Origin of the sequence: Streptomyces sp. NPDC004126 (genome assembly GCF_050275515.1) — a bacterium.
In the GTDB taxonomy this organism is placed as follows: domain Bacteria; phylum Actinomycetota; class Actinomycetes; order Streptomycetales; family Streptomycetaceae; genus Streptomyces.
On the sequence record NZ_JBNNPF010000051.1, the window covers coordinates 18,885 to 40,055 of the forward strand.

Sequence of the window (21,171 nt, forward strand, 5' to 3'; positions counted from 1 at the left end):
CACAAGGTCTACGCCGACCCGCGCACCCCCGCAATAGCGCGCGGCGGGGGGCCGGGGCGGGTCACGGGCGGGTCAGGGGGCCTGGGGGAACGGCACCGGTATCGCCGAGACCAGGTGGGAGGCCCGGTCGAGGGCGCTGGCCAGCAGTGCGAGGTCGGTCGGCCCGTTGCCCAGCTCGCGCACCGGGCGGCGGGCCGGCGGGTCGCCCATCCGCTCCCACTCCACCGGCACCACGGTCGGCCTCAGGGTCGCCGTGCGCGGGATCCGGCCGGTGACCCGGCCCGCCTGGAACGGCACCGCACGCCCGTCGGCGTACAGCAGCCGCCCCCGGCCCGGCCCCGGCTGGTCGGGCGCGTCCAGCTCGACCCGCAGCGTCGCCAGCCGGGCCGGCTCGGTGTCGGCGGTCCGCTCCGGGCGGGCGCTGGCCACCACCAGGTGCACGCCCAGCCGGGTGCCCTCCCGGGCCACGCCCTCCAGGATCCGCACCACCGAACCGGCGGCGGGCCGGCCCGGGCTGCCCAGCGCCGGGGCCACCAGTGCGTCGAAGTCGTCCACCAGCACCACCAGCCGGGGCAGTGGGGTCGGCCCGGCGGCCGGCTCCGTGCGGGTGGCGGCGGCGCGCAGCCGCAGGGTGCCGGTGCGCGGGGAGTCGATGTCCCCGTTCAGCTCGCCGGGGGCCGGCCGGCGGGGCGAGACCATCCGGTCGGAGAGCTCGCGGCGGGCGTGCCACTCGGTGAAGGGGACGCCGTCCAGCAGCTCGTGGCGGCGCTTGAGCTCGGCGGCGAGGGCCTGCGCGAACTCGCGCATGCGCAGCGGGTCGGAGGCCACGAGGTGGGCCGACACGTGCGGGAGTTCCGTGCACGGCAGGAGGCCGTCGCCGCGCTCGCCGCCGGCGCCGTCGAGGAGGAGCAGGCCGAGGCGGTCGGGGCGGGCCGCGGCGGCCAGGGACGCGGCGATGGAGCGCAGCAGCTCCGTCCGGCCGCTCCCGGCGGGACCCTGCACGAGCAGGTGCGGGCCGTCGTGGACCAGCTCGGCGCCGACCGGACCGCGCCGGCCGGAGCCGAGGACGACCTCCGCGAGGCCGCCGACGCCCTGGCCCTGGTCGGTGGCCTCCGCCCAGCGGGCCATCAGGGAGGCCGGGGTGGCGCGGGCCAGCCCCAGCTCGTCCAGCAGCCGGGACGACGCCGGGAGGGTGGCCGCGGCCGGGCGGGAGGCGCCGCCGGGCTGGGCGCCGTCCGCGCGCAGCGGGGCCAGGGCCCGGGCGAACCGCTCCGCCCAGGCCGCCGAGACCCCGTCGGCGACCGCGGTGGGGCCGGCGGCGACCGGGCGGCCGCCGCTGACCGCGAAGCCGCGTACGGCCGTGGCCACGTCGCCGCTGAGCAGGGCGATCCGGCCGCACGCGCGGAACGCGGGGGTGGCGGCGCAGGCCGTCTCGTACGTCGTGGCGACGGGGGAGGCGGCGGTGGCGGCCGGGGTCTCCGCGAGGACCAGGAGGTGGATGCCGGCCGCTGTCCCGTGCGAGGCGAGGCGGCCGGTGAGGTCGCGCAGGGCCGCGCTGTCCGGGTCGCCGTCCAGGACCACGAGCGTGCGCGGGCCCTCGTACGCGGCGGCGGCCTGCCGCAGCGCCGCCGGGTCGGCGGCCGCCCAGTTGGTGCCGAGCGGGCCGTCCTCCAGCCGCCGGGTCAGTTCGGCGGTGCGGGCGGTCGCCTGGTCGCGGTCGTAGGCGAGCAGCAGCCGGCAGTCCTGGCCGTGCGCGGGCCGGACGTGGGGCAGCCAGCCGAGCCAGCCCCAGTCGCGGCGGCGTTCCGCCACGGGCCGGGCGCGGTCGGCGGCCAGCAGGACGATCTCCAGCCGGGCCGGGGAGTGCAGTGCCGCGAGCTGGGCGACCACCGAGCGGGCCACCCCGGTCAGCCGTGCCCGGGGGCCGGCGACGCCGAGCGAGCCGCATTCGGGGAACGCGACGCGGCTGCCCGCGCCGAGCCCCGCCTCCAGGAACCGGGGGTGCCCGGCCCCGCGCGACCACAGCCGTCCGGTGGGCCCGAGTGCCGCCAGGAGCAGGGCCGCGGGGTCGTCCTCGTCGGGGGCGGCCTGTGCGGGCGCCTCGGGTTCGGCCGGCCGGCCGGGGTCGTCCTCGTCGCCGCGCACCCACTTGCGGGCCCACGCGCCGATCCCGCCGCGGCGGCGAGGCCTGGCCCCGCCGTCCGGGTCGGTGTCGGGGTGGGCGCCGGCCGCGGGCGCACCCGGGGCAGCGGGCGCCCGCCCGGGGACACCCGGGCGGGGGGTGCCGGTGGCCGGGGCGGGGTCGGGGGCGGAGCCCCCGTGCCGGGAAGGGGCGGGGTGGGGGAAGGGCTCTTGCGGGTCGGAGCCCGGGGCTTCCGGGCCCGTACCGCCGCCGCGGGCACCCGTGCCCGGGCGCGTTCCGCCGGAGGTGCCGTCGGCCCCCGTTCCGCCGCCGGAGGCCGCCGGCAGGCCGAGGTGGCCCTCCAGGTCCGGGACGACCGCCAGCGGCCGTTCGCCGCCCGCCGGGGCGAGCCGGAGCGTGGACTCGCCGATCCGCAGCAGCGCGCCCGGTGCCAGCGGGACCGACGCGGCGCCGACGTCGGCGCCGTCCAGGGCGGTGCCGTTCGTGGAGCCGAGGTCGGCGACCGTGACCCGGCCGTCGGCCAGCACGGTCACCGCGCAGTGCAGCCGCGACACGTCCGGGTCGTCGAGCGGCACGTCGGCGTCCGCCGAGCGCCCGATCCGCACGGACCCGGCGTGCAGCAGGTGGACCCCGCCCGCGTCGGGTCCGGACACCACGTGCAGCTGCGGGGTGCCCGGCCCGTCGGCGGCCGGGACGGCGGCGGTGTCGGGGCCGGGGACGTGCAGGTGCAGTACCGCGCCGTCCACCAGGGGCGGTTCGCCGAGCACGGCGCGCTGCGGGTCGAGGCGGCGCGAACCGGCGTACAGCACGGTGGTGCCTCCGGTGTCGGGGCCGCCCGCGGCCGAGGCGAGTCCGGAGGCCACCGCGGCCAGCGCGGTCCCGGCGGGCGCGGTGACGAGCACGTCACAGCCGGCGGGCGCGGTGGCGGCCTGGTGGCCGCTGCGCGACCCGAGGACGGTCAGCCGGATCTGCATCGCCGTCAGCGGTCCCTTCTGCGCGGAGCGCAGTGCGCGGTGCGTGCGTGCGCCCGGCAGGGGGACGGCGGCAGCTGCCCCGCCCGATCGACCCCCCGCCCGGCACGGACGCCTCGTCCGTTCAGGTCTGCCGGAAGGCAGGGCTCCCGTCCCGGCCGTTCCGTACGGGTGCATCCTCGCACCTGTCGCCCGCAACACGCCCGGCAGCCGCCAATAAATGATCTTGGATTCCGGTGGCGGGGTTCACCCACCGGTGCGAATGCGGCCACCCCGTCGGGGGAAAACCGGGGAAATGAGCCCCCGGCATACCCCGCAAAACTCACCCTTCGCACATATGTGCGGCAACCAACCTCCGCCGACCCGCGTCTTCCACCGGGACACCCCCTAGAGTTGGGCCGGAAACCCACTCGGCGGAATCAGCCGGAAAGACGACAGCAGGGAGCGCGAGACGTGCGGCCAGTCGGCAGCAAGTACCTGCTCGAGGAGCCGCTCGGACGCGGCGCCACGGGCACCGTCTGGCGCGCCCGCCAGAGGGAGACCGCCGGCGCGGAAGCAGCCGTCGCGGGCCAGCCCGGCGAGACCGTGGCCATCAAGGTCCTCAAGGAGGAGCTGGCCCAGGACGCGGACATCGTCATGCGCTTCCTGCGCGAACGCTCCGTCCTGCTGCGCCTGACCCACCCCAACATCGTGCGCACCCGCGACCTCGTCGTCGAGGGCGACCTGCTCGCCCTGGTCATGGACCTGATCGACGGCCCGGACCTGCACAAGTACATCCGGCAGAACGGCCCCTTCAGCCCGGTCGCCGCGGCCCTGCTGACCGCCCAGATCGCGGACGCGCTCGCCGCCAGCCACGCCGACGGCGTGGTCCACCGCGACCTGAAGCCCGCCAACGTGCTGCTCGACGAGAGCAACGGCCAGATGAAGCCGATGCTCACCGACTTCGGCATCGCGCGCCTGGCCGACTCCCCGGGCCTGACCCGCACCCACGAGTTCGTCGGCACCCCCGCCTACGTGGCCCCCGAGTCCGCCGAGGGCCGCCCGCAGACCTCCGCCGTCGACATCTACGGCGCCGGCATCCTCCTCTACGAGCTGGTCACCGGCCGCCCGCCGTTCGCCGGCGGCACCGCGCTCGAAGTCCTCCACCGCCACCTCAGCGAGGAGCCGCAGCGGCCCCCCGCCGTGCCCGAGGCGCTGTGGATCGTCATCGAGCACTGCCTGCGCAAGGAGCCCGACGAGCGCCCCAGCGCCGAGAGCCTGGCCCGCGGCCTGCGCGTGGTCGCCGCCGGCATCCGCGTCCACTCCTCGCCCGACGAGGTCGAGGCCGCCCTCGGCGTCGCCGCCCTGCTCGCGCCCGACCCCTCGCCCGCCCCGGTCCCCGGCGCCCCGGTCGCCCCCGGCTCCGCCGCCACCGCGCAGGCCGAGGCGTACGACCCGGACGCGTACGACCCGAACGCCATGACGAGCGTGCTCCCGCCGGTCGGCGGCGCCGACGCCACCACCGTGCTGCCGGCCACCGCCGGAGCCCCCGGCGGCGCGCCCGACCCGACCTCCGTCATGCCCCCGGTGCAGCAGCCCGACGCCCCGCACCCGTGGCAGTCGCAGATGCGGGCCGCGCGCGACCGCAACGAGCAGACGCAGATGCACTACCTCGACCCCGCCGAGGACCCCCTGCGCCGCCGCCCCCAGCGGCCGGCCCCGCAGATGCCGCCGCCCCCGCAGCAGCCGCCCCGGCAGCAGCACCGCCAGGCCCCGCCGCCGCAGCAGTACCAGCCGCAGCAGCAGTACCAGCAGCAGCCCCCGCCGCAGCAGTACGCCCAGCAGCCGCCGCAGCACTACCAGCCCCAGCAGTACCAGCAGCCCCAGCAGTACCAGCAGCCGCCCCAGCAGCCGCAGTACCGCCAGCCCCAGCAGCAGCCGCCGCAGCCGCCCCCGGTGCGGCAGCAGCCTCAGCAGCCGCCGCGCGAGCCCCGTCCGCCGCGCGAGCCGCGCCGCCGCAGCGCCAACCCGGTGCGGATCCCGGGCCTCGGCTGCCTCAAGGGCTGCCTGGTGCTGATCCTGCTGCTCTTCGTCGGCGGCTGGCTGGTCTGGGAGCTCACCCCGCTCCAGGAGTGGATCGGCACCGGCAAGGGCTGGTGGGACCAGGTCTGGAGCTGGGGCACCGACGCCATCGACTTCGTCACCTCCATCGGCGACAGCACGGGCAGCGGCGGCAGCGGCTCCTGACGCTCGCGAACACCCCCCGGAGGACCCTCCCGAGGGTCCTCCGGAGCCTCCCGTAGCGCCGACCTTGTGGATTTGTCGACATCCAGGACGTGATTTCGCCCGCAGAAGTGAAGGTCACCGCGATCCGGCCACCCCAACACCCACACGGCCGCGTAGCTTTGGTCCGTTACGCCAGCCGCTGAGGGAGCAGTCGTGGCACGGAAGATCGGCAGCCGGTACACCGCCCACCAGATCCTGGGGCGCGGCAGCGCGGGCACGGTGTGGCTCGGCGAAGGCCCGGACGGCCCCGTCGCCGTCAAACTCCTGCGCGAGGACCTCGCCTCCGACCAGGAACTGGTCGGACGCTTCGTCCAGGAACGCAGCGCGCTCCTCGGACTGGAGCACCCGCACGTCGTCTCCGTACGCGACCTCGTCGTCGACGGGAACGACCTCGCCCTCGTCATGGACCTCGTACGCGGCACGGACCTGCGCACCCGCCTCGACCGCGAGCGCAGGCTCGCCCCCGAGGCGGCCGTGGCCATCGTCGCGGACGTCGCCGACGCCCTGGCCGCCGCCCACGCCGCCGGCGTCGTCCACCGCGACGTCAAGCCGGAGAACGTCCTGCTCGACATGCAGGGACCGCTCGGCCCCGGCGGCGCCCACCCGGCGCTCCTCACCGACTTCGGCGTCGCCAAGCTCATCGACTCCCCGCGCCGGGCCGCCGGCGGCCGCACCAACGCCCCCACCACCCGGATCATCGGCACCCCCGACTACCTGGCCCCGGAGATAGTGGAGGGCCTGCCGCCGAGGGCGGCCGTCGACATATACGCCCTGGCCACCGTGCTGTACGAGCTGCTGGCCGGCTTCACCCCCTTCGGCGGCGGCCACCCCGGCGCGGTGCTGCGCCGGCACGTCACCGAGACCGTCGTCCCGCTGCCGGGCATCCCCGACGAGCTGTGGCAGCTGATGGTCCAGTGCCTGGCCAAGGCCCCCGCCTCGCGACTGCGCGCCTCCGAGCTCTCGGCCCGGCTGCGGGACCTGCTGCCGCTGCTGGCCGGGATGCCGCCGCTCGACGTGGACGAGCCCGACGACGCCGACCCGGAGCCCGAGCCCGAGCGGGAGCCCGACACCACCGCCGACCCGGTCCGCAAGCGGGGCGTGGTCCCGCTGGTCCCCGGCTCCGCCACCGACTCCAACCGGGACACCCACACCTCCATGCGGGTCCCGGGCCCCGACGAACTGGCCGGCGGGGCACTGGGCACCGCCCGCGTCCCCCGCCCGGCCGGCGGACACCGGCCCGGCTCCGCCCGGCACCGGGCCGAGGCCGAGCGCAAGCGGCGCCTGGTGCTCTCCGCGTCGGCGCTGGCCCTGGTGGCGGCGGTGGGCCTGGGCAGCTGGATCGCCGTCTCCGGCGACGACCCGGCACCCCCGCCGCGCGACGGCAAGGGCCGGCAGTCGGCCCCGGCCCAGCCCAGGTAGGACGGCCGGGCCCGGGCAGGACGCCCCGCCCGGCGCGCCCCGGACCGGCTACACCGCGGTGAGGTCCGGGTGCCAGCGGCGGGCGACCTCCGGGTGGGCGCGGACCCAGCCCTTCAGCTCGTTGCGGCCGTACTCGGCGTGCAGCGGGTTCGACGCGTCGTGCGCCACGCCCGGCGCCGCGCGCAGGTAGTCCCCGGGGACGGTCTCCACGACCGCGTCCAGCCTCGGGTTGTAGAAGAACGGCACCGAGAAGCGCTCCACCGCCCCCGGAGGGCTGACCACCCGGTGGTCGGTGGCCCGCAGGTACCCCTCGGTGGCGATCTCCAGCAGCTCGCCCAGGTTCACCACGAACGCGCCCGGCCGTGGCTCGATGTCGACGTAGCCGCCGTCCCGGACCACCTGCAGCCCGCCCACCGAGTCCTGGAGCAGCAGCGTCAGGAAGCCGTAGTCCTTGTGCGCGCCGACGCCCTGGTCGGCGCCCGACGGCGCGGACCCGGGGTAGCGGATCAGCTTCGTGTGCAGGTGGGGGCGGTCCGCGAAGGCCGCGTCGAAGAAGTCCGGGGGAGCGCCGATCGAGGCCAGCAGCTCCTGCAGCAGCCGGTGCGCCACCCCGGCCAGGCGCTCCTGCCAGCCCAGGACCGCCTCCCTCAGCTCCGGCAGCGCCGGCGGCCACTGGTTCGGGCCCTCCAGCCACAGGTACGCGGGGTCCTCCGGCCCCAGGACCGGCGCCGGCCGTTCCGCGCCCACGTCCAGCTGGTCCCGCCAGTCGGACGCCCCGCCGGTCAGCTCGTGGCCGATGCGGGTGTAGCCGCGGAAGTGCGGGGAGTTCAGATTGCTCACGGCCAGCCGGTCGGCCTCCGGGAGCGCGAAGAAAGCCCTGGTCAGCTCCAGGATGCGGGCGGTTTCCGCCTCGGTTATGCCGTGTCCGGTCAGGTACAGGAAGCCGGTGTCCCGGGCCGCGGCGTGCAGCTGCTTCAGGAAGTCGGGGCGCTCGGCGGGGTCGTCGGCCCGCGAGAGGTCGATGACGGCCAGGGCGGGCGCGTCCGCGGTCGCGGACGCGGCGGCGGAGGGGGCGGCGGCGGAGGAGGTGGAAGAGGGGTGCGCGGACGGCATGACGGCTCCGTTTCGGATGTCACAGGGTCCTGTGCCCCAGAGATGGCGGGGCGTGCGGAGTGAGCGGTCCGCCGGCAGGGATGGCGCCGGGACCGCGTGGCCGCGTACAGGACCGAAGTCGGATCGGGGTTGATCAGGCTTGTGCTTGGTCCGGCGGCAGACAGCTCGTCGTGGTGACACGCATGTGGTCCACATGGCGGCGCTTCACGAGTAGAACGGTCATACGAGGAGCGTACGCCCGTATCGGCGCTCCTCTGTACGGTCCGATCCGGCCTGCCCGGACAGCCCCGTCCGGGGACCGGCTAGGCTTGACCCGTGGCAGTCGTCGATGTTTCCGAAGAGCTGAAGTCCCTCTCCTCGACCATGGGGTCGATCGAGGCCGTCCTGGACCTCGACAAGCTGAGGGCAGATATCGCCGTGCTCGAGGAGCAGGCCGCCGCGCCGTCCCTGTGGGACGACCCGGACGCCGCCCAGAAGATCACGAGCAAGCTTTCGCACCTCCAGGCCGAGGTCCGCAAGACCGAGACCCTGCGCGGCCGCATCGACGACCTCGCGGTGCTGTTCGAACTCGCCCAGGAGATGGACGACGCGGACACCCTCGCCGAGGCCGAGGCCGAGCTGGCGTCGGTCCGCAAGGCGCTGGACGAGATGGAGGTCCGGACCCTGCTCTCCGGCGAGTACGCCGAGCGCGAGGCCCTGGTCAACATCCGCGCCGAGGCCGGCGGCGTCGACGCCTCCGACTTCGCCGAGCGCCTCCAGCGCATGTACCTGCGCTGGGCCGAGCGCCACGGCTACCCGACGGAGATCTACGAGACCTCGTACGCGGAAGAGGCCGGCATCAAGTCGACCACCTTCGTCGTCAAGGCCCCGTACGCCTACGGCACCCTCTCCGTCGAGCAGGGCACCCACCGCCTCGTGCGCATCTCCCCGTTCGACAACCAGGGCCGCCGCCAGACCTCCTTCGCGGGCGTCGAGGTGCTGCCGGTCGTCGAGACCAGCGACCACGTCGAGATCGACGAGTCCGAGCTGCGCGTCGACGTGTACCGCGCCTCCGGCCCCGGCGGCCAGGGCGTCAACACGACCGACTCGGCCGTGCGCATCACGCACATCCCGACCGGCATCGTCGTCTCCTGCCAGAACGAGCGCTCGCAGATCCAGAACAAGGCCAGCGCCATGAACGTGCTCCAGGCCAAGCTGCTGGAGCGGCGCCGCCAGGAGGAGCAGGCCAGGATGGACGCCCTCAAGGACGGCGGCAGCTCCTGGGGCAACCAGATGCGCTCCTACGTCCTGCACCCGTACCAGATGGTCAAGGACCTGCGGACGGAGTTCGAGGTCGGCAACCCGCAGGCGGTCCTCGACGGCGAGATCGACGGCTTCCTGGAGGCCGGCATCCGCTGGCGCAAGCAGCAGGAGCAGGCCACCGCGTAACGCGCGAGCGCGTCAGCGCGTCAGCACGAGGAAGGGCCCGGACACCAGGTGGTGTCCGGGCCCTTCCCCATTACGTGTGATCCACGCGGCCACACGGTGATGCCGGCTGATCGGGACGCGACGCGGCCTACGCGGTCCGTGCCACCAGCGCCAGCGCGGCCACCAGCACCACCAGAAGCGCGATGAGCGTCGCCGGATTCAGCCCGGCGAAGGGGCCCTCCTGCTGGAGGCGCTCCCGGTTCGCCCGGCACACCGGGCAGCGGCCCTGGCTGACGGGTGCGGCGCAGTTCGCGCACACGAGCCGGTCATATGTCATGCGCTCCTCCTCTCGTCCCCTCGACATGGACAACGGTGCGGGGACGCGGTCCGTTCCCCCTACCACTGTGCCAGCTCCGCCGACATTCGGCGCGGCCCGTCCGGGCAATCACGATCCCGCTCCTCCAGCACCCGGGGATATATCGGGCAACTACGGTTGCCGGGTCCCCACCCGGCGTCCGGTCGCGTATGGTCACGGTCACCTACTCCCGGCGACCGTGGTGCTCCCGTGATCCGATTCGACAACGTCTCCAAGTCCTACCCGAAGCAGAACCGGCCCGCACTCAGAGATGTCTCCCTCGACATCGCCAAGGGCGAGTTCGTCTTCCTGGTCGGCTCCTCCGGCTCCGGCAAGTCCACCTTCCTGCGGCTCGTCCTGCGCGAGGAACGGGCCACCCACGGCCAGGTGCACGTCCTCGGCAAGGACCTCGCGAAGCTCTCCAACTGGAAGGTCCCGCACATGCGGCGCCAGCTGGGGACCGTCTTCCAGGACTTCCGCCTGCTGCCCAACAAGACCGTCGCCGAGAACGTCGCCTTCGCCCAGGAGGTCATCGGCAAACCGCGCGGCGAGATCCGCAAGGCCGTACCGCAGGTCCTGGAGCTGGTCGGCCTGGGCGGCAAGGAGGGGCGGATGCCCGGCGAGCTGTCCGGCGGCGAGCAGCAGCGCGTCGCCATCGCCCGCGCCTTCGTCAACCGCCCCGCCCTGCTGATCGCCGACGAGCCGACCGGCAACCTCGACCCGCAGACCTCCGTCGGCATCATGAAGCTCCTGGACCGGATCAACCGGACCGGCACCACCGTCATCATGGCCACGCACGACCAGCAGATCGTGGACCAGATGCGCAAGCGCGTCATCGAACTCGAACAGGGCCGGCTCGTGCGCGACCAGTCGCGCGGCGTCTACGGCTACCAGCACTGAAAGGCCCCTGAGACGTCATGCGCGCCCAGTTCGTCATGTCGGAGATCGGCGTCGGCCTCCGCCGCAATCTCACCATGACCTTCGCGGTCATCATCTCCGTGGCCCTGTCCCTGGCCCTGTTCGGCGGCTCCCTCCTCATGCGCGACCAGGTCAGCGCCATGAAGGGGTACTGGTACGACAAGGTCAACGTCACCGTCTACCTCTGCACGAAGAACGACGCCCTGGACGCGGCCGGCGCCGCCGCCCCGGGCGCCGCCGCCGGGGCACCCGCGGCCGGCGCCGCCGCCGGCAGCGGCCGGCCCTGCTCCAAGGGGGCGGTCACCCCCGAGCAGAAGCAGGGCATCGAGTCCGAGCTGAAGAAGATGGACCTCGTCCAGACCGTCATGTACGAGTCCTCGGACGAGGCCTACAAGCACTACAAGGAGCGCTTCGGCCACACCGCGCTGGCCTCCGTCGTCACCCCCGACCAGATGCCCGACTCCTTCCGGGTCAAGCTGAAGAACCCGGAGAAGTACGAGGTCATCACCTCCGCCTTCGCCGGGCGCGACGGCGTCCAGTCGGTCGCCGACCAGTCCACCGAGCTCGACAACCTCTTCGCCCTGCTCGGCACCCTCAACTGGGCGGCCCTCGGCATCATGCTCGTCATGCTGATCGTGGCCCTGCTGCTGATCGTCAACACGGTGCGCGTCTCGGCGTTCAGCCGTCGGCGGGAGACCGGCATCATGCGGCTCGTGGGAGCCTCCGGCTTCTACATCCAGGTGCCGTTCATCATGGAGGCCGCCGTGGCCGGCCTCATCGGCGCCGTGTTCGCCTGCGCGATGCTCGGCACCGGCCAGTACTTCGTGATCGACCACGGCATCGCGCTCCGCGACAAGCTCCAGCTGATCAACTTCATCGGCTGGGACGCCGTCCTCACCAAGCTGCCGCTGGTGCTGGTCATCGGCCTGCTGATGCCCTCGCTGGCCGCGTTCGTCGCGCTGCGCAAGTACCTGAAGGTATGACGAGCGCCTCCTGAGCTCTGTGCTCAACCGGACTTGCCGCGGCGGGGCTTGTCCTAGACTCGGCGGCATGCCGGGTCTGCCCGCCTTCTGTCCCAGGCCCCGCGACCTGCGTCGCGGGGCCGTTCTGACGCTGGTCTTCCTCGTCTGCGTGGGCACCGCCGCCGGCACGGGGTGCTGGTCCCCGCACGAGGCCGACGGGACGGGTACGGCCTTCCTGGCGGGCGCCGGCGAACCGGACGCGCCCCCGGATCCCGGCTCCGGCCCCGGCCCCGGTCCCGGCGCCGGGACCGCCGACCGGGAGGCCGTCGCCCGGGCCGCCGCCGAGGCCGTCGCAGAGGGGAAGTCGGGCAAGAAGGCCGCCCAGGAGGTCGTCAGCCGCAGCGGCGACCGCTGGGGCACCGTCTACGACCAGGGCGAGTACGCCGCCTTCGCCGAGGAACTCGACGGCCGCTGGACCGGGGTCGGGCTCTGGGCCGGACGCCGCGGGGACGGCCGGATCGAGGTCGACCGGGTCCAGCCGGACAGCCCCGCCGACCGGGCCGGCCTGCGCGCCGGGGACCGGCTGCTGGGCGTGGACGGCCGGAGCGTGACCGGGCTGGCGGTGGCCGACGTGGTGGCGCTGCTGCGCGGGGAAGCCGGCACTCCGGTGGTGCTCGGCCTCAGCCGGGACGGCGCCGACCGCACCGTGACCGTCCGGCGCGCGCAGCTGCGTACCGAGCCGGTGACCGTACGCCGCCTCGCGGGCGGCATCACCGTGATCAAGGTGGCCTCCTTCACCCGGGGCTCCGGCGAGCGCGTCCGGGCGGCCGTCCGCGAGGCCCCGCCCGGCGGCGGGGTGATGCTGGACCTGCGCGGCAACCCGGGCGGGCTGGTCACGGAGGCGGTGGTGGCGGCCTCCGCGTTCCTGGACGGCGGGCTCGTGGCGACGTACGACGTACGCGGCTCCGAGCGCGCCCTGTACGCCGACCCGGGCGGGGACACCGCCCGCCCCCTGGTCGCCCTCGTCGACGGCGGCACGATGAGCGCGGCCGAGCTGGTCACCGGCGCCCTCCAGGACCGCGGCCGCGCGGTGACGGTGGGCACCCGCACCTTCGGCAAGGGCTCGGTGCAGATGCCGACGGAGCTGCCGGGCGGCGCGGTGGCGGAGCTGACGGTGGGCACGTACCGCACCCCGGCGGGCCGCAGCCTCGACGGCGGGGGCATCACCCCGGACCTGGCGGCGGGCGACGGGGCGGAGGAGCGGGCGCGCACGGTATTGGGTGGCCTCGGGGTGGGGTCGTAGTGCGAAGATGACCGCACTATGGCTAAGGAAAAAGGGCGCAAGCTGATCGCCCAGAACAAGAAGGCGCGGCACGACTACGCGATCATCGACACCTACGAGTGCGGGATCGTCCTGACCGGCACCGAGGTCAAGTCCCTGCGCCAGGGCCGGGCCTCGCTGGTGGACGGCTTCGTGTCGGTGGAGGGCCGCGAGGTCTGGATGTACAACGTGCACGTCCCGGAGTACAGCCAGGGCACCTGGACCAACCACAGCGCCCGCCGCAAGCGCAAGCTCCTCATGCACCGCGAGGAGATCGACAAGCTGGAGCGCAAGTCCGAGGAGTCGGGCCACACGGTCGTCCCGCTGTCCCTGTACTTCAAGGACGGCCGCGCGAAGGTCGAGATCGCGCTGGCGAAGGGCAAGAAGGAGTTCGACAAGCGGCAGACGCTCCGCGAGAAGCAGGACACGCGCGAGACGCAGCGGGCGATCTCGGCGGTCCGGCGCAAGCAGCGGGGCACGGTTTAATCTCCTGGCATCCCGTGGTCCACTTCGCGTACCATGGCGTCAGCACCCGCCGCTCGCGGTGGGAGCAGCTTGTTAACAAAACATGGGGATGATCGGTTTCGACAGCGGCTGTCGATGCAGGGGAAGCGAGCCGAGGAAGCGGCAATGATCTCGCTAACCACATGTCGCAAAAAATAATCGCCAACTCCAAGAGCGATAACTCCCGCTTCACCCTCGCTGCCTAATAACAGTGAGCTGAAGCCTCTGTGAGGAGCGTCAGCCCGGAAGTGGTCCCGGTCCGGATCCTGGCGTCAACTAGGGATCTAAACCTCTAGCCCCGGTCACGGGGGTTGGAGGGAAATCAAACAGTGACTGAGCCCGTCGGAGACTTGTCCGTGTGATCTCCGGGGCCGAGAAAATCGCAGCGGACTGCGCTCGGAGAAGCCCTGCTTCTGCACCGTTGGACGCGGGTTCGATTCCCGCCATCTCCACTCATCCCATGTGGGCGAAGGCCCCGCAGCCTGCTGGCTGCGGGGCCTTCGTCATGCCGACGGATCCGACCCGCGAGTGTGCCCATGCCGCCCGGTCGTCGGCCATCGGCGGCCCATCACCGCCGTGGTCACCACCTCAAGCCGGTGCACACCATGAAACACCACGGCTGTCATGCCGCCCCGGGTGGTGGTGGGCGCGCCCTGACCGGCACTTTTGCCGCCCCTGTGTGCAGCCGGGGTTCACACTACGTCTGGGTAATGAGTCCCCCGGTTGCACACAAGGGTGCTGGGAGCCCATGGCAGGAGAAGTGAGGTTTCTCTTTATGGAGCAAAGTGTGAAGACTGGGTTCTCGTTTGCTGGCGTTGGGGTGTGGCAACGAGCAGCAGCGCACGTACGCGTGCGACGCGTACCCGCGTCCAGGTCGCCGTCATCCGGCCCGGTGAGTCTGCCGACATCACCATCCGCAGAAGGGGCCCGTACACGATGCTCGTCACGACGGACGCGGCCATGACCGGCGAGGGCACCGGCCCCATCCATGTCGTCGTCAGCCTGGACTTCCTGCGCCACCTGCCCGACTACAACATCGGATCGCTGGCCAAGGACACTTTCTGGAAGATCGTCGGTGCGCTTGCCGAGGTCGACGAGAACGGCCGCTACCCACACATGAACGAGAACGGCGAGGTGGCCATCAAGCAGGACGAGCTGGCCGCCCTCCTCGGGGTCAGCCGTCGCTCCATCAACACGGCGGTCGGGCAGCTCATGGAGCGCTCGTTCATCTGGAAGTCAGGCCGCGGCCGCTACCAGATCCACCCCTACATCCTGTTCTTCGGGAACTCCACTGCGCAGGCCCGTGCCATTGGGTACGCCGAAGCGAAGCGGAAGGACGGCAGCCTGCCGTCCATCCCGCGGCCTGGTGCCGTCATCGCCCACCAGATCGGTGAGGACGGGGTTACGGACGTGATCGCCTGATCGCCACCGCCTTCGGCCCCTGCTACCCCGAGGAGCAGGGGGCCAAGGTCTGCCTTGGGTAACCTGACGCAGATCCTGATCGGCTGTGCTGCGCGGACCGAGGGCTCCACCAGCGGTCAGTCGAACAGGTCCTTCACGGCGGAAGGGCCGGTGAACTCCTCCGCCAAGGCATCCATGATCAGCTCATTGCACACTGCCCCCAGCCAGTAGCCGGCACCGCGGAGCACTCCGGCCTGCTGGAACCCGGCCCGCTGGTACGCCCTGACCCCGGCCTTGTTCGGCTCCAGGACCTTCAGCCAGACCATGCGCAGGTTGGCCACGTGGAAGGCGTAGTCCAGGGTCAGCCGGGTTGCCTCGGCGCCGAGGCCACGGCCGCGGGCCTCCTTGCTCAGCATGATCACGAATTCGGCGGTGCGTACGGCTTCGTCGGGCAGGATCGTGGTCACCCCGACCGGCATGGGCTGGCCGCCGGCCAGGTCGTAGACCGTGAAGCGGAGGTTCGTACCGCGGACCTGGTGAGCCATCCCCTCAGTACGGGCCTCCAGCGACTCCGGGGCCTGCCGGCCGTAGCCGACCATCAGCGTGGGGTCCTGCTCCCACCGCCAGTACGTCTCCACCAGGTCCGGCCGGTACGGGCCCAGCGCGCACGTCTTCGTCTTGATCCACAGGGTGGGGTCAGGGTCGGTCACTGGGGGACTCCGATCGTGAGGGCGGTCGTGTAGGCCAGGGTGGATGCCGGTTCCGCTGCGGGGGTGCCGTCGTGGGTGGTGATCCAGGCGTGGAGGCGGACGGGGTCGGGGGCTACGCCGTGGCACCAGGTGACGGACCGGCGCCGCATGGCGAGGAGGAGTACAGCCGCGGCGGATTCTTCCAGGCAGGCCGTCCGGGCGGGGGAGAACCAGGCGGCGCGGCGCACAGCCTGGACGGCGGCCACCGCCTGGTCGTGCGTGGCGGCCGTGGTGCACGCGGCCGCGGCGGTGCGCACGGCGGCGGTGAGCCGCTGCATTGACGTCCCCGGGTCCCCGGCCTTCCTGATGGCCAGGACCGTGGTCAGGGCCAGCGCGGCGGCAGGGCTCCAGGGCGCGCTGGGCACGGTGAGGCCGGCGGGGTGTTCGCTGCTGCCCCAGCTGGCGGTGGGCGCTGTCGTTGCCGTCGTCGCCGTGGTGGGGATCAGGCACCGGACCCGGCCGGTGCGGTAGTCGATGTGCACCCGGACGTGCCCGAAGTCCACCGTCCGCTCCATCACTCCGACCTCCCCAGGGCAGGGACGGCCCAACGCGGGGCGGGGGCCCGGCCGATCGCGCCCAGCCAGGCGTCCACGGCCAGGGCCTGTTCCATCGTCGCCAGGGGCATGGGCAGCCCGGCGGCGGCCTGGCGCAGCTGGGCCCGGAAGCCGCCGACGTCGACCAGGCTGAGAGCGGCCAGGTTCGTGACGCCGTCGGCGAGGAGTTCGGGCAGGGCGGCCCGCATCCCGCTGTAGTGGTCCGCCTCGAAGGACCCCTTGGTGGTGCGGGCCGCCAGGGCGGGAGGGAGGACGTCCGAGAACGCCCGCGTCAAGGTCGGCTTGTAGGCGTACAGCGGGGGCCGGCCGCCGAGCGGGGTCGGTAGAACGGCGTCGGCCACGGAGGCGTCCAGGAACGGGTTCTGGAGGTCGACTCCGCAGCTGGCGGCCAGCTCGGCGTCCGCGACGGCGGTACGGGCCACCTCCCGGATCTCGTCCACCAGCACGCGCACGGAGGCGTCCAGCCCGGGTAGCGGATCCGGGGCGGACGCGGTGTCCGCGGCTGCTCCGGCCAGGAGGCGTACCCCGTCCGGGGTGGCCCACGCGGGTACCGGCAGGGCAGGGAACCAGCGGACGTTCCCCGCGTTGTGCGGGCCCGGGGTGCCTGCGGTCAGGGCCGGGCCGAGGGCGGCCAGGGCGTCCTGGCGGGTCTGGCGGGCCATGCGGGCGGCGGCGCGCAGGAGCGGCGGGACCGAGGTGTGGCGCAGCCTGGCCCACCCGGACGCCTCCCGGATGGCCCGGAGGTAGCGGTGGCGGCGGAGTAGGTCCGCCAGGTGGGCGGGCGGCTGGAAGAGGATGCTGTCCCCGCCGTCCCCGGTCAGGTGGGTGCGCGTGCCCAGTTCGCGGCGCATCCACCGCAGCTGTGCCAGGAGTCGGGAGTGGGTCAGGGTGGAGGGTGCGGGTTCGTCGGTCACCGGCACCTCCGCGATCCGCTGGTACGGGCGGTGCTCGGCGGTGAGGGGGAGGAGGTGGTGGCGGATGCGCCCGGCCGAGGCGTCGGCGGTGAGGCGGGCGTGACGCAGGTCGGCGCCGTCCAAGATGCCGGCGGGGTGGATCGTCACCGCATCGAGAGGGCCGGGCATGGCGCGGGAGGCGATTACGGCCAGGGTGGTGGAGTCGAGACCGCCGGAGAGGTCGCTGGACAGGCCCGGGCCGGTGCGGGTCCGCAAAATCACCGCCGCGGTGAGGGCGGTCCGCAGGCGCAGGTGGGCCGGCGGCCCGGCGTACGGGTCGGGCCGCCACACCGTGCTGCACCGGTTCGGGCCGCCGTCGGTGGGGAGTTCGATCCGGGCGCCCGGCGGGAGCTGCACCACCCCGGTGAAGAAGGAGCGGCCCGTGGCCAGCACGGGCAGGGACGGGGCCAGAACCGCGCAGGCCACCCGGCCGACATCCACCCGGGCGTCCACCAGGGCGGCCAGATGGCGGGCTGACGTCGACCATGCCCACGTCCCCCTCCAGGCGGCCGCGTACAGGGGGAAGGCGGCGGCCGGGTCGGTATGGAGCACCAGGCCGTGCTCCACCTCCTCCAGGACCGCGTACGCCCCCGGCCACCACCAGGCCACACGGGCGGGTAACGGGCGGGCGGGAAGGCGCCGTACCTCGTCGTCGGTCGCTCCGCACAGGCCGACGACGTGGACACGCCGGCCACCCCGCTGCGCACTGCGCACGGAGGTGCCGCCAACCCGCCACAGGGAGGCCGACGGGGTGTCGGCGCCGATCGGGTGCGGGAGGTCGGGCCGGGTGATGCTGAATCCGCCTACGGGCACGGAGTCCTCCAGGAGCTGGGAACGGGAACGCGGCCCCGACCCGAAGGCCGGGACCGCGTCCGGTGCGGGCGGGGGTCAGCTGTTGTATGCGCGCCGCTTGTCCTCGCTGTTGCCGCCGCCCTGGCCCTCGGTCAGCTCGGCGACGTCGCCGAGATCGACGGCCACCGCCTCTTCCTCAGTCGTGATGGCGGTCTCGGTGGTGTTGTGCATGGCGGTGCTCCTCTCGATAGATGTTCGAGTGGTGCTGTGGGTGGCGCCGGAGCCCTCGGAGGTGAGGGGCCCTGGAGCCGTCTCCGTCCGTGCAGACCGTCTGCGAGGGTGCGGACGGAAGCTCTGAGGTCAGCCCCGTTCGAGGCTGGAGGGGTCCTTGACGATCCACTCCCGGCCCCCGCCCATGGGGCGGGCGAAGACCGCGTTGGACATCGTGATGCGGGTGGCGGGGTCCTGCCACTCCCCGATGAACTGGACGATGCCGTGGCGGCCTTCGATCGGGTCGCTGATCGCAGTGCCCTCGGTGACCCAGCCGGGTACGGTCTGGCGCTGGCGCTCACGGCTGGGGCGGGACATGGTCACGCCTTTCGAAGTCGGCGCGGCGCATGAACTTCTCCCAGCCGCCGGCGGCCCGTATCCGCAGGGCGAGGCTCGGGGTTCCGGGCTGGGGCTCGGGGGCGATGTAGGCGCGTCCGCTGATGCCGGGCGTGCGGCGGGGCAGTTCGGAGGTGCTCATGGCTTTGCTCCTCTCCGGCGGGGGGTTGCAGCGGGCCGCGGGTGCGCCGTAGCGGACGGGCACGCGGCCCGCTGCGAAGGGGGACGTCGTCCGTGAGGGCGGCGTGTGACCAGTGAACGCGGCACGGCGCCCCTCAACTGGCACAGGTTGTGACAGTTGCAGGACGCCGTGTGACAGGAGTGGTCTGGTGGGGCTGGTGGGTCTACAGGTCTGCCCCGCACCAGGATGCGTACCCGATCAGCGTGTCCGGGGTACGGCGTGCTGCGTGCACCAGCCCGCTGACTGTCTCCCGGACGCTCGGGTGGTACTTGGCCTGCTGAGGGGCGACGGACCGCGCCTTCAGCAGAGAGGACAGGGCGGCGTCCGTCTTCCCGGTCGACAGCTGGGCGCGGGCGGTGTCGATCCAGAAGTGCCCGAGCCGGTCAGGGAAGTAGCCGGCGGGCGGCCGGACCTCCTTCGCCAGGTGCAATGCCCGGCTGTGGTTGCCCAGCTCCATCTCCACGGCGGATGCGTGGATGGCCACGTTGGTGGGGCCGAAGCTCTGGACGTGCGGGCCGTCGTCTCCGCCGCCCGTGACCTCCCTCCCCAGCCGATCACCCAGCCGCCGGGCTTCGGCCAGCTCCCCCCGGGCCGTGTCGCCGTCGCCCCGTCGGCAGGCGAGCACGGCCGCCCGCAGCCGCAGGTTTCCGGCCGAGCACAGGGCCGGAACGTCTCCCGCCCGGACGCCGGTCTCCACGATGCCGAGGGCCCGGCTGATGATGGCCTGCCCGACCTCCAGGCGCCCCGTCGTGAACGTCGCGTACGCCCTCATGTAGTGGTGCAGGGCCATCAAGTAGGGGTCGTTCCCCCGGCTGACGGAGTAGTCCATGCGCGACAGCAGCAGCGACACCAGGTCCGACAAGCCCAGGTTGTAAGCGACGTCGTACGCCGACCGGTAGACGTGGACCAGCATGCGGTGGGCCTGCTCCTCGGCCTGGCCGGTCGCGGTCTGCGACACCTGCACCAGCTCGTCAATCAGCGGCGGCGCCATCTTGGTGATTTTGGCGTAATTGGATGCGCGGCGCGCTTCCAGGACCTGGCGCACGTCGGTGCCGATCTCGGCGGGGCCCCGCACGGCGACTTCATCCAGCGGCAGGTCCCAGTTTTCCAGGGAGGCCCTCAGGTTGGCCAAGGGCCCGTCCAGGCGGTCATGGGCGTGCTCGGTGGCGTAGGGCTGGCCGGTGAAGGTGGTGACCGGGACACCGAGGGCCCGGGCCACGGCGGCGGTCAGCGCTCCCGAGGCCGGGCGCCGGCCTTGCTCCACCTTCGCCAGGAGGCTTTCCGAGATGTTCGCCTTGTCGGCCAGTTGCGTCTGGGTGAGTCGGCGCAGTCTCCGGTACGCCGCGATGCGCGCACCCGTGCCAGCAACAGGGTTCTGGGGCATGCTGTCTGTGCTCCGTCCTGCGTAGTGGGCCTACTTGGACGGTACCCGCCGCCGGGTGGCGGGAGAACGGAAAGGACCCCAGCCGCAAGGTGGTTGGGGTCCCTGTTCGTTCAAGGAGCGTTGTGCGGGCGTTGCCCGGTGGTCGAACGCGCTCCCCGCGCTCCATGCCTTCCGCCGGAAGGGACCTGGGGCGCGGGGGTGCCTGTGGACCCGCCCGCACGGGCGTGCCATCTTGGGCCCGCGCCGAGCCAGAAGAGGAAGTCCTCCCAGGCGGCGGGGTCGAGGTGGACGCTCCTCACTCCTCACCCGCCAGGGCGCGCAGATCGTCCATGCTCTTGGTGACGACGGCCGCCGCGCCCTCACGGTCGCGGGCGGCGGCCTCCATGAGGCGGCGGGCGTTCGCGGGGGAGCGCAGCAGGTAGACGGTTTCCTGCCAGGAGTCGTAGTCGTCGGCCGACATGAGCACCGTGTCACCGTTCTTGGATCTGATGCGCACGGGAGTGCGGTCGTCGTTGACCTGCTCGATCAGGGGGAACAGGGTTCTGCGTGCTTCGCTGGCGCTGATCGGCATGGCTGTACTCCCTCGTGTGTCGGTACCTGGATAGGGTCCCGCGCTCGTACCGGATTCCGGTACCGATGGGCATCCGTGAAGGCCCCGCAGCCTTCTGGCTGCGGGGCCTTCGTCATGCCGGGGTGCCGGTGCGGGGCCTCAGCAGTACGGGACCTTGTTGAGGTTCAGGGCGTAGCGGGCGGCGATCCAGCCGCGGCCGTCGGCGAGCTTGTACCAGATCGAGTTGTCGCCCACGGTCTGGCCGTTGACCTTGCACTGGAGCGCCACGACCGTGTTGACCGGGATCTTGCCGGTCTTGCGGTAGTCCGTGCCGGGGCCGGAGCGGATGCCGAGGCCGTGGCCGGAGGTGACGATGCGGGCCTTCGGGGTGGCCTTGTGGTCGTCCTTGCCGCCCTTGCCGTGGTGGTCGTCCTTGCCGTGGTGGTCGCCGCACTTCTTGCAGGTGCCGCCGTGCTTTCCGTCCTTGCCGGGGTCGCCCTTCTCGCCCCTCGGGCCGGGGACGCCCTGGGGGCCCTGCGAGCCGGTGGCGCCGTCCTTGCCGTCCTTGCCGGGCTTTCCGTCGTGGCCCGGTCGGCCGTCCTTGCCGGGGCGGCCGTCCTTGC

At 73.2% G+C, this 21,171-nt stretch carries 20 protein-coding genes and 1 other RNA gene; 9 read left to right on the plus strand and 12 right to left on the minus strand.

Features of this window, described 5'->3' with window-relative positions:
- Positions 1–72: 72 nt before the first annotated feature.
- Positions 73–3,117, minus strand: a complete 3,045-nt coding sequence (locus ACQKM2_RS33280; RefSeq protein WP_427716455.1) for an FtsK/SpoIIIE domain-containing protein — start codon at positions 3,115–3,117, stop codon at positions 73–75.
- Between the two features lie 450 nt (positions 3,118–3,567).
- Between ACQKM2_RS33280 and ACQKM2_RS33285 the strand changes: the two genes are divergently transcribed.
- Positions 3,568–5,340: a protein kinase domain-containing protein gene (locus ACQKM2_RS33285; RefSeq protein ID WP_427716458.1), complete on the plus strand. Its 1,773-nt coding sequence runs from the start codon at positions 3,568–3,570 to the stop codon at positions 5,338–5,340.
- 192 nt (positions 5,341–5,532) lie between these two features.
- Positions 5,533–6,798 (plus strand): serine/threonine-protein kinase, encoded by a 1,266-nt coding sequence (locus ACQKM2_RS33290; RefSeq protein WP_427716459.1) that lies wholly within the window; start codon positions 5,533–5,535, stop codon positions 6,796–6,798.
- 48 nt (positions 6,799–6,846) lie between these two features.
- On the opposite strand, the gene ACQKM2_RS33295 is transcribed toward ACQKM2_RS33290, so the two are convergent.
- Entirely contained in the window at positions 6,847–7,911 is a 1,065-nt protein-coding gene (locus ACQKM2_RS33295; RefSeq protein WP_427716462.1) for an isopenicillin N synthase family dioxygenase, read from the minus strand.
- A 315-nt stretch (positions 7,912–8,226) separates the two neighbouring features.
- On the opposite strand from ACQKM2_RS33295, the gene prfB reads away from it, so the two are divergent.
- Positions 8,227–9,339 (plus strand): peptide chain release factor 2, encoded by a 1,113-nt coding sequence (prfB, locus tag ACQKM2_RS33300; RefSeq protein ID WP_427716464.1) that lies wholly within the window; start codon positions 8,227–8,229, stop codon positions 9,337–9,339.
- A 127-nt stretch (positions 9,340–9,466) separates the two neighbouring features.
- On the opposite strand, the gene ACQKM2_RS33305 is transcribed toward prfB, so the two are convergent.
- Positions 9,467–9,655 carry a hypothetical protein gene (locus ACQKM2_RS33305; protein WP_007264415.1) on the minus strand — a complete coding sequence of 63 codons (189 nt, stop codon included), beginning with the start codon at positions 9,653–9,655 and terminating at the stop codon, positions 9,467–9,469.
- Positions 9,656–9,883: 228 nt separating this feature from the next.
- Here ACQKM2_RS33305 and ftsE point away from each other — a divergent pair, with 228 nt between their 5' ends.
- From ftsE to ACQKM2_RS33335, 6 genes are all read left to right on the plus strand, one after another.
- On the plus strand, positions 9,884–10,573 hold the full coding sequence (ftsE, locus tag ACQKM2_RS33310; RefSeq protein WP_007264414.1) for a cell division ATP-binding protein FtsE: 690 nt from the start codon (positions 9,884–9,886) through the stop codon (positions 10,571–10,573).
- 17 nt (positions 10,574–10,590) lie between these two features.
- Complete coding sequence (gene ftsX, locus ACQKM2_RS33315; RefSeq protein ID WP_427716467.1) at positions 10,591–11,574, plus strand: permease-like cell division protein FtsX; 984 nt, start codon at positions 10,591–10,593, stop codon at positions 11,572–11,574.
- Positions 11,575–11,641: 67 nt separating this feature from the next.
- Positions 11,642–12,856, plus strand: coding sequence for a S41 family peptidase (locus ACQKM2_RS33320; RefSeq protein WP_427716468.1), 1,215 nt, complete (start codon positions 11,642–11,644; stop codon positions 12,854–12,856).
- Positions 12,857–12,874: 18 nt separating this feature from the next.
- Positions 12,875–13,360: an SsrA-binding protein SmpB gene (smpB, locus tag ACQKM2_RS33325; RefSeq protein ID WP_427716471.1), complete on the plus strand. Its 486-nt coding sequence runs from the start codon at positions 12,875–12,877 to the stop codon at positions 13,358–13,360.
- Positions 13,361–13,444: 84 nt separating this feature from the next.
- Positions 13,445–13,833, plus strand: a transfer-messenger RNA (tmRNA) gene (gene ssrA / locus ACQKM2_RS33330).
- A 481-nt stretch (positions 13,834–14,314) separates the two neighbouring features.
- Positions 14,315–14,800, plus strand: coding sequence for a replication/maintenance protein RepL (locus ACQKM2_RS33335; RefSeq protein WP_427716473.1), 486 nt, complete (start codon positions 14,315–14,317; stop codon positions 14,798–14,800).
- Between the two features lie 116 nt (positions 14,801–14,916).
- On the opposite strand, the gene ACQKM2_RS33340 is transcribed toward ACQKM2_RS33335, so the two are convergent.
- From ACQKM2_RS33340 to ACQKM2_RS33380, 9 genes are all read right to left on the minus strand, one after another.
- Positions 14,917–15,468, minus strand: coding sequence for a GNAT family N-acetyltransferase (locus ACQKM2_RS33340; protein WP_427716507.1), 552 nt, complete (start codon positions 15,466–15,468; stop codon positions 14,917–14,919).
- Between the two features lie 17 nt (positions 15,469–15,485).
- A complete protein-coding gene (locus ACQKM2_RS33345; RefSeq protein ID WP_427716476.1) occupies positions 15,486–16,043 on the minus strand; it encodes a lasso peptide biosynthesis B2 protein in 558 nt (185 codons plus the stop codon).
- Positions 16,043–17,848: an albusnodin/ikarugamycin family macrolactam cyclase gene (locus ACQKM2_RS33350; protein ID WP_427716478.1), complete on the minus strand. Its 1,806-nt coding sequence runs from the start codon at positions 17,846–17,848 to the stop codon at positions 16,043–16,045. The genes ACQKM2_RS33345 and ACQKM2_RS33350 overlap by 1 nt, the downstream gene beginning before the upstream one ends.
- A 75-nt stretch (positions 17,849–17,923) precedes the next feature.
- Positions 17,924–18,058, minus strand: coding sequence for an albusnodin family lasso peptide (locus ACQKM2_RS33355; RefSeq protein ID WP_427716480.1), 135 nt, complete (start codon positions 18,056–18,058; stop codon positions 17,924–17,926).
- 129 nt (positions 18,059–18,187) lie between these two features.
- Complete coding sequence (locus ACQKM2_RS33360) at positions 18,188–18,415, minus strand: hypothetical protein (RefSeq protein ID WP_427716481.1); 228 nt, start codon at positions 18,413–18,415, stop codon at positions 18,188–18,190.
- The gene (locus ACQKM2_RS33365) at positions 18,396–18,575 is read right to left on the minus strand and encodes a hypothetical protein (protein ID WP_427716483.1); all 180 of its coding nucleotides are present in this window, start codon (positions 18,573–18,575) and stop codon (positions 18,396–18,398) included. The genes ACQKM2_RS33360 and ACQKM2_RS33365 overlap by 20 nt, the downstream gene beginning before the upstream one ends.
- A gap of 202 nt (positions 18,576–18,777) precedes the next feature.
- Complete coding sequence (locus tag ACQKM2_RS33370; RefSeq protein WP_427716485.1) at positions 18,778–19,998, minus strand: helix-turn-helix domain-containing protein; 1,221 nt, start codon at positions 19,996–19,998, stop codon at positions 18,778–18,780.
- A 295-nt stretch (positions 19,999–20,293) separates the two neighbouring features.
- The gene (locus tag ACQKM2_RS33375; protein ID WP_427716487.1) at positions 20,294–20,569 is read right to left on the minus strand and encodes a type II toxin-antitoxin system Phd/YefM family antitoxin; all 276 of its coding nucleotides are present in this window, start codon (positions 20,567–20,569) and stop codon (positions 20,294–20,296) included.
- A gap of 138 nt (positions 20,570–20,707) precedes the next feature.
- A partial coding sequence (locus ACQKM2_RS33380) for an SH3 domain-containing protein (RefSeq protein ID WP_427716488.1) occupies positions 20,708–21,171 on the minus strand: 464 nt, incomplete at its 5' end.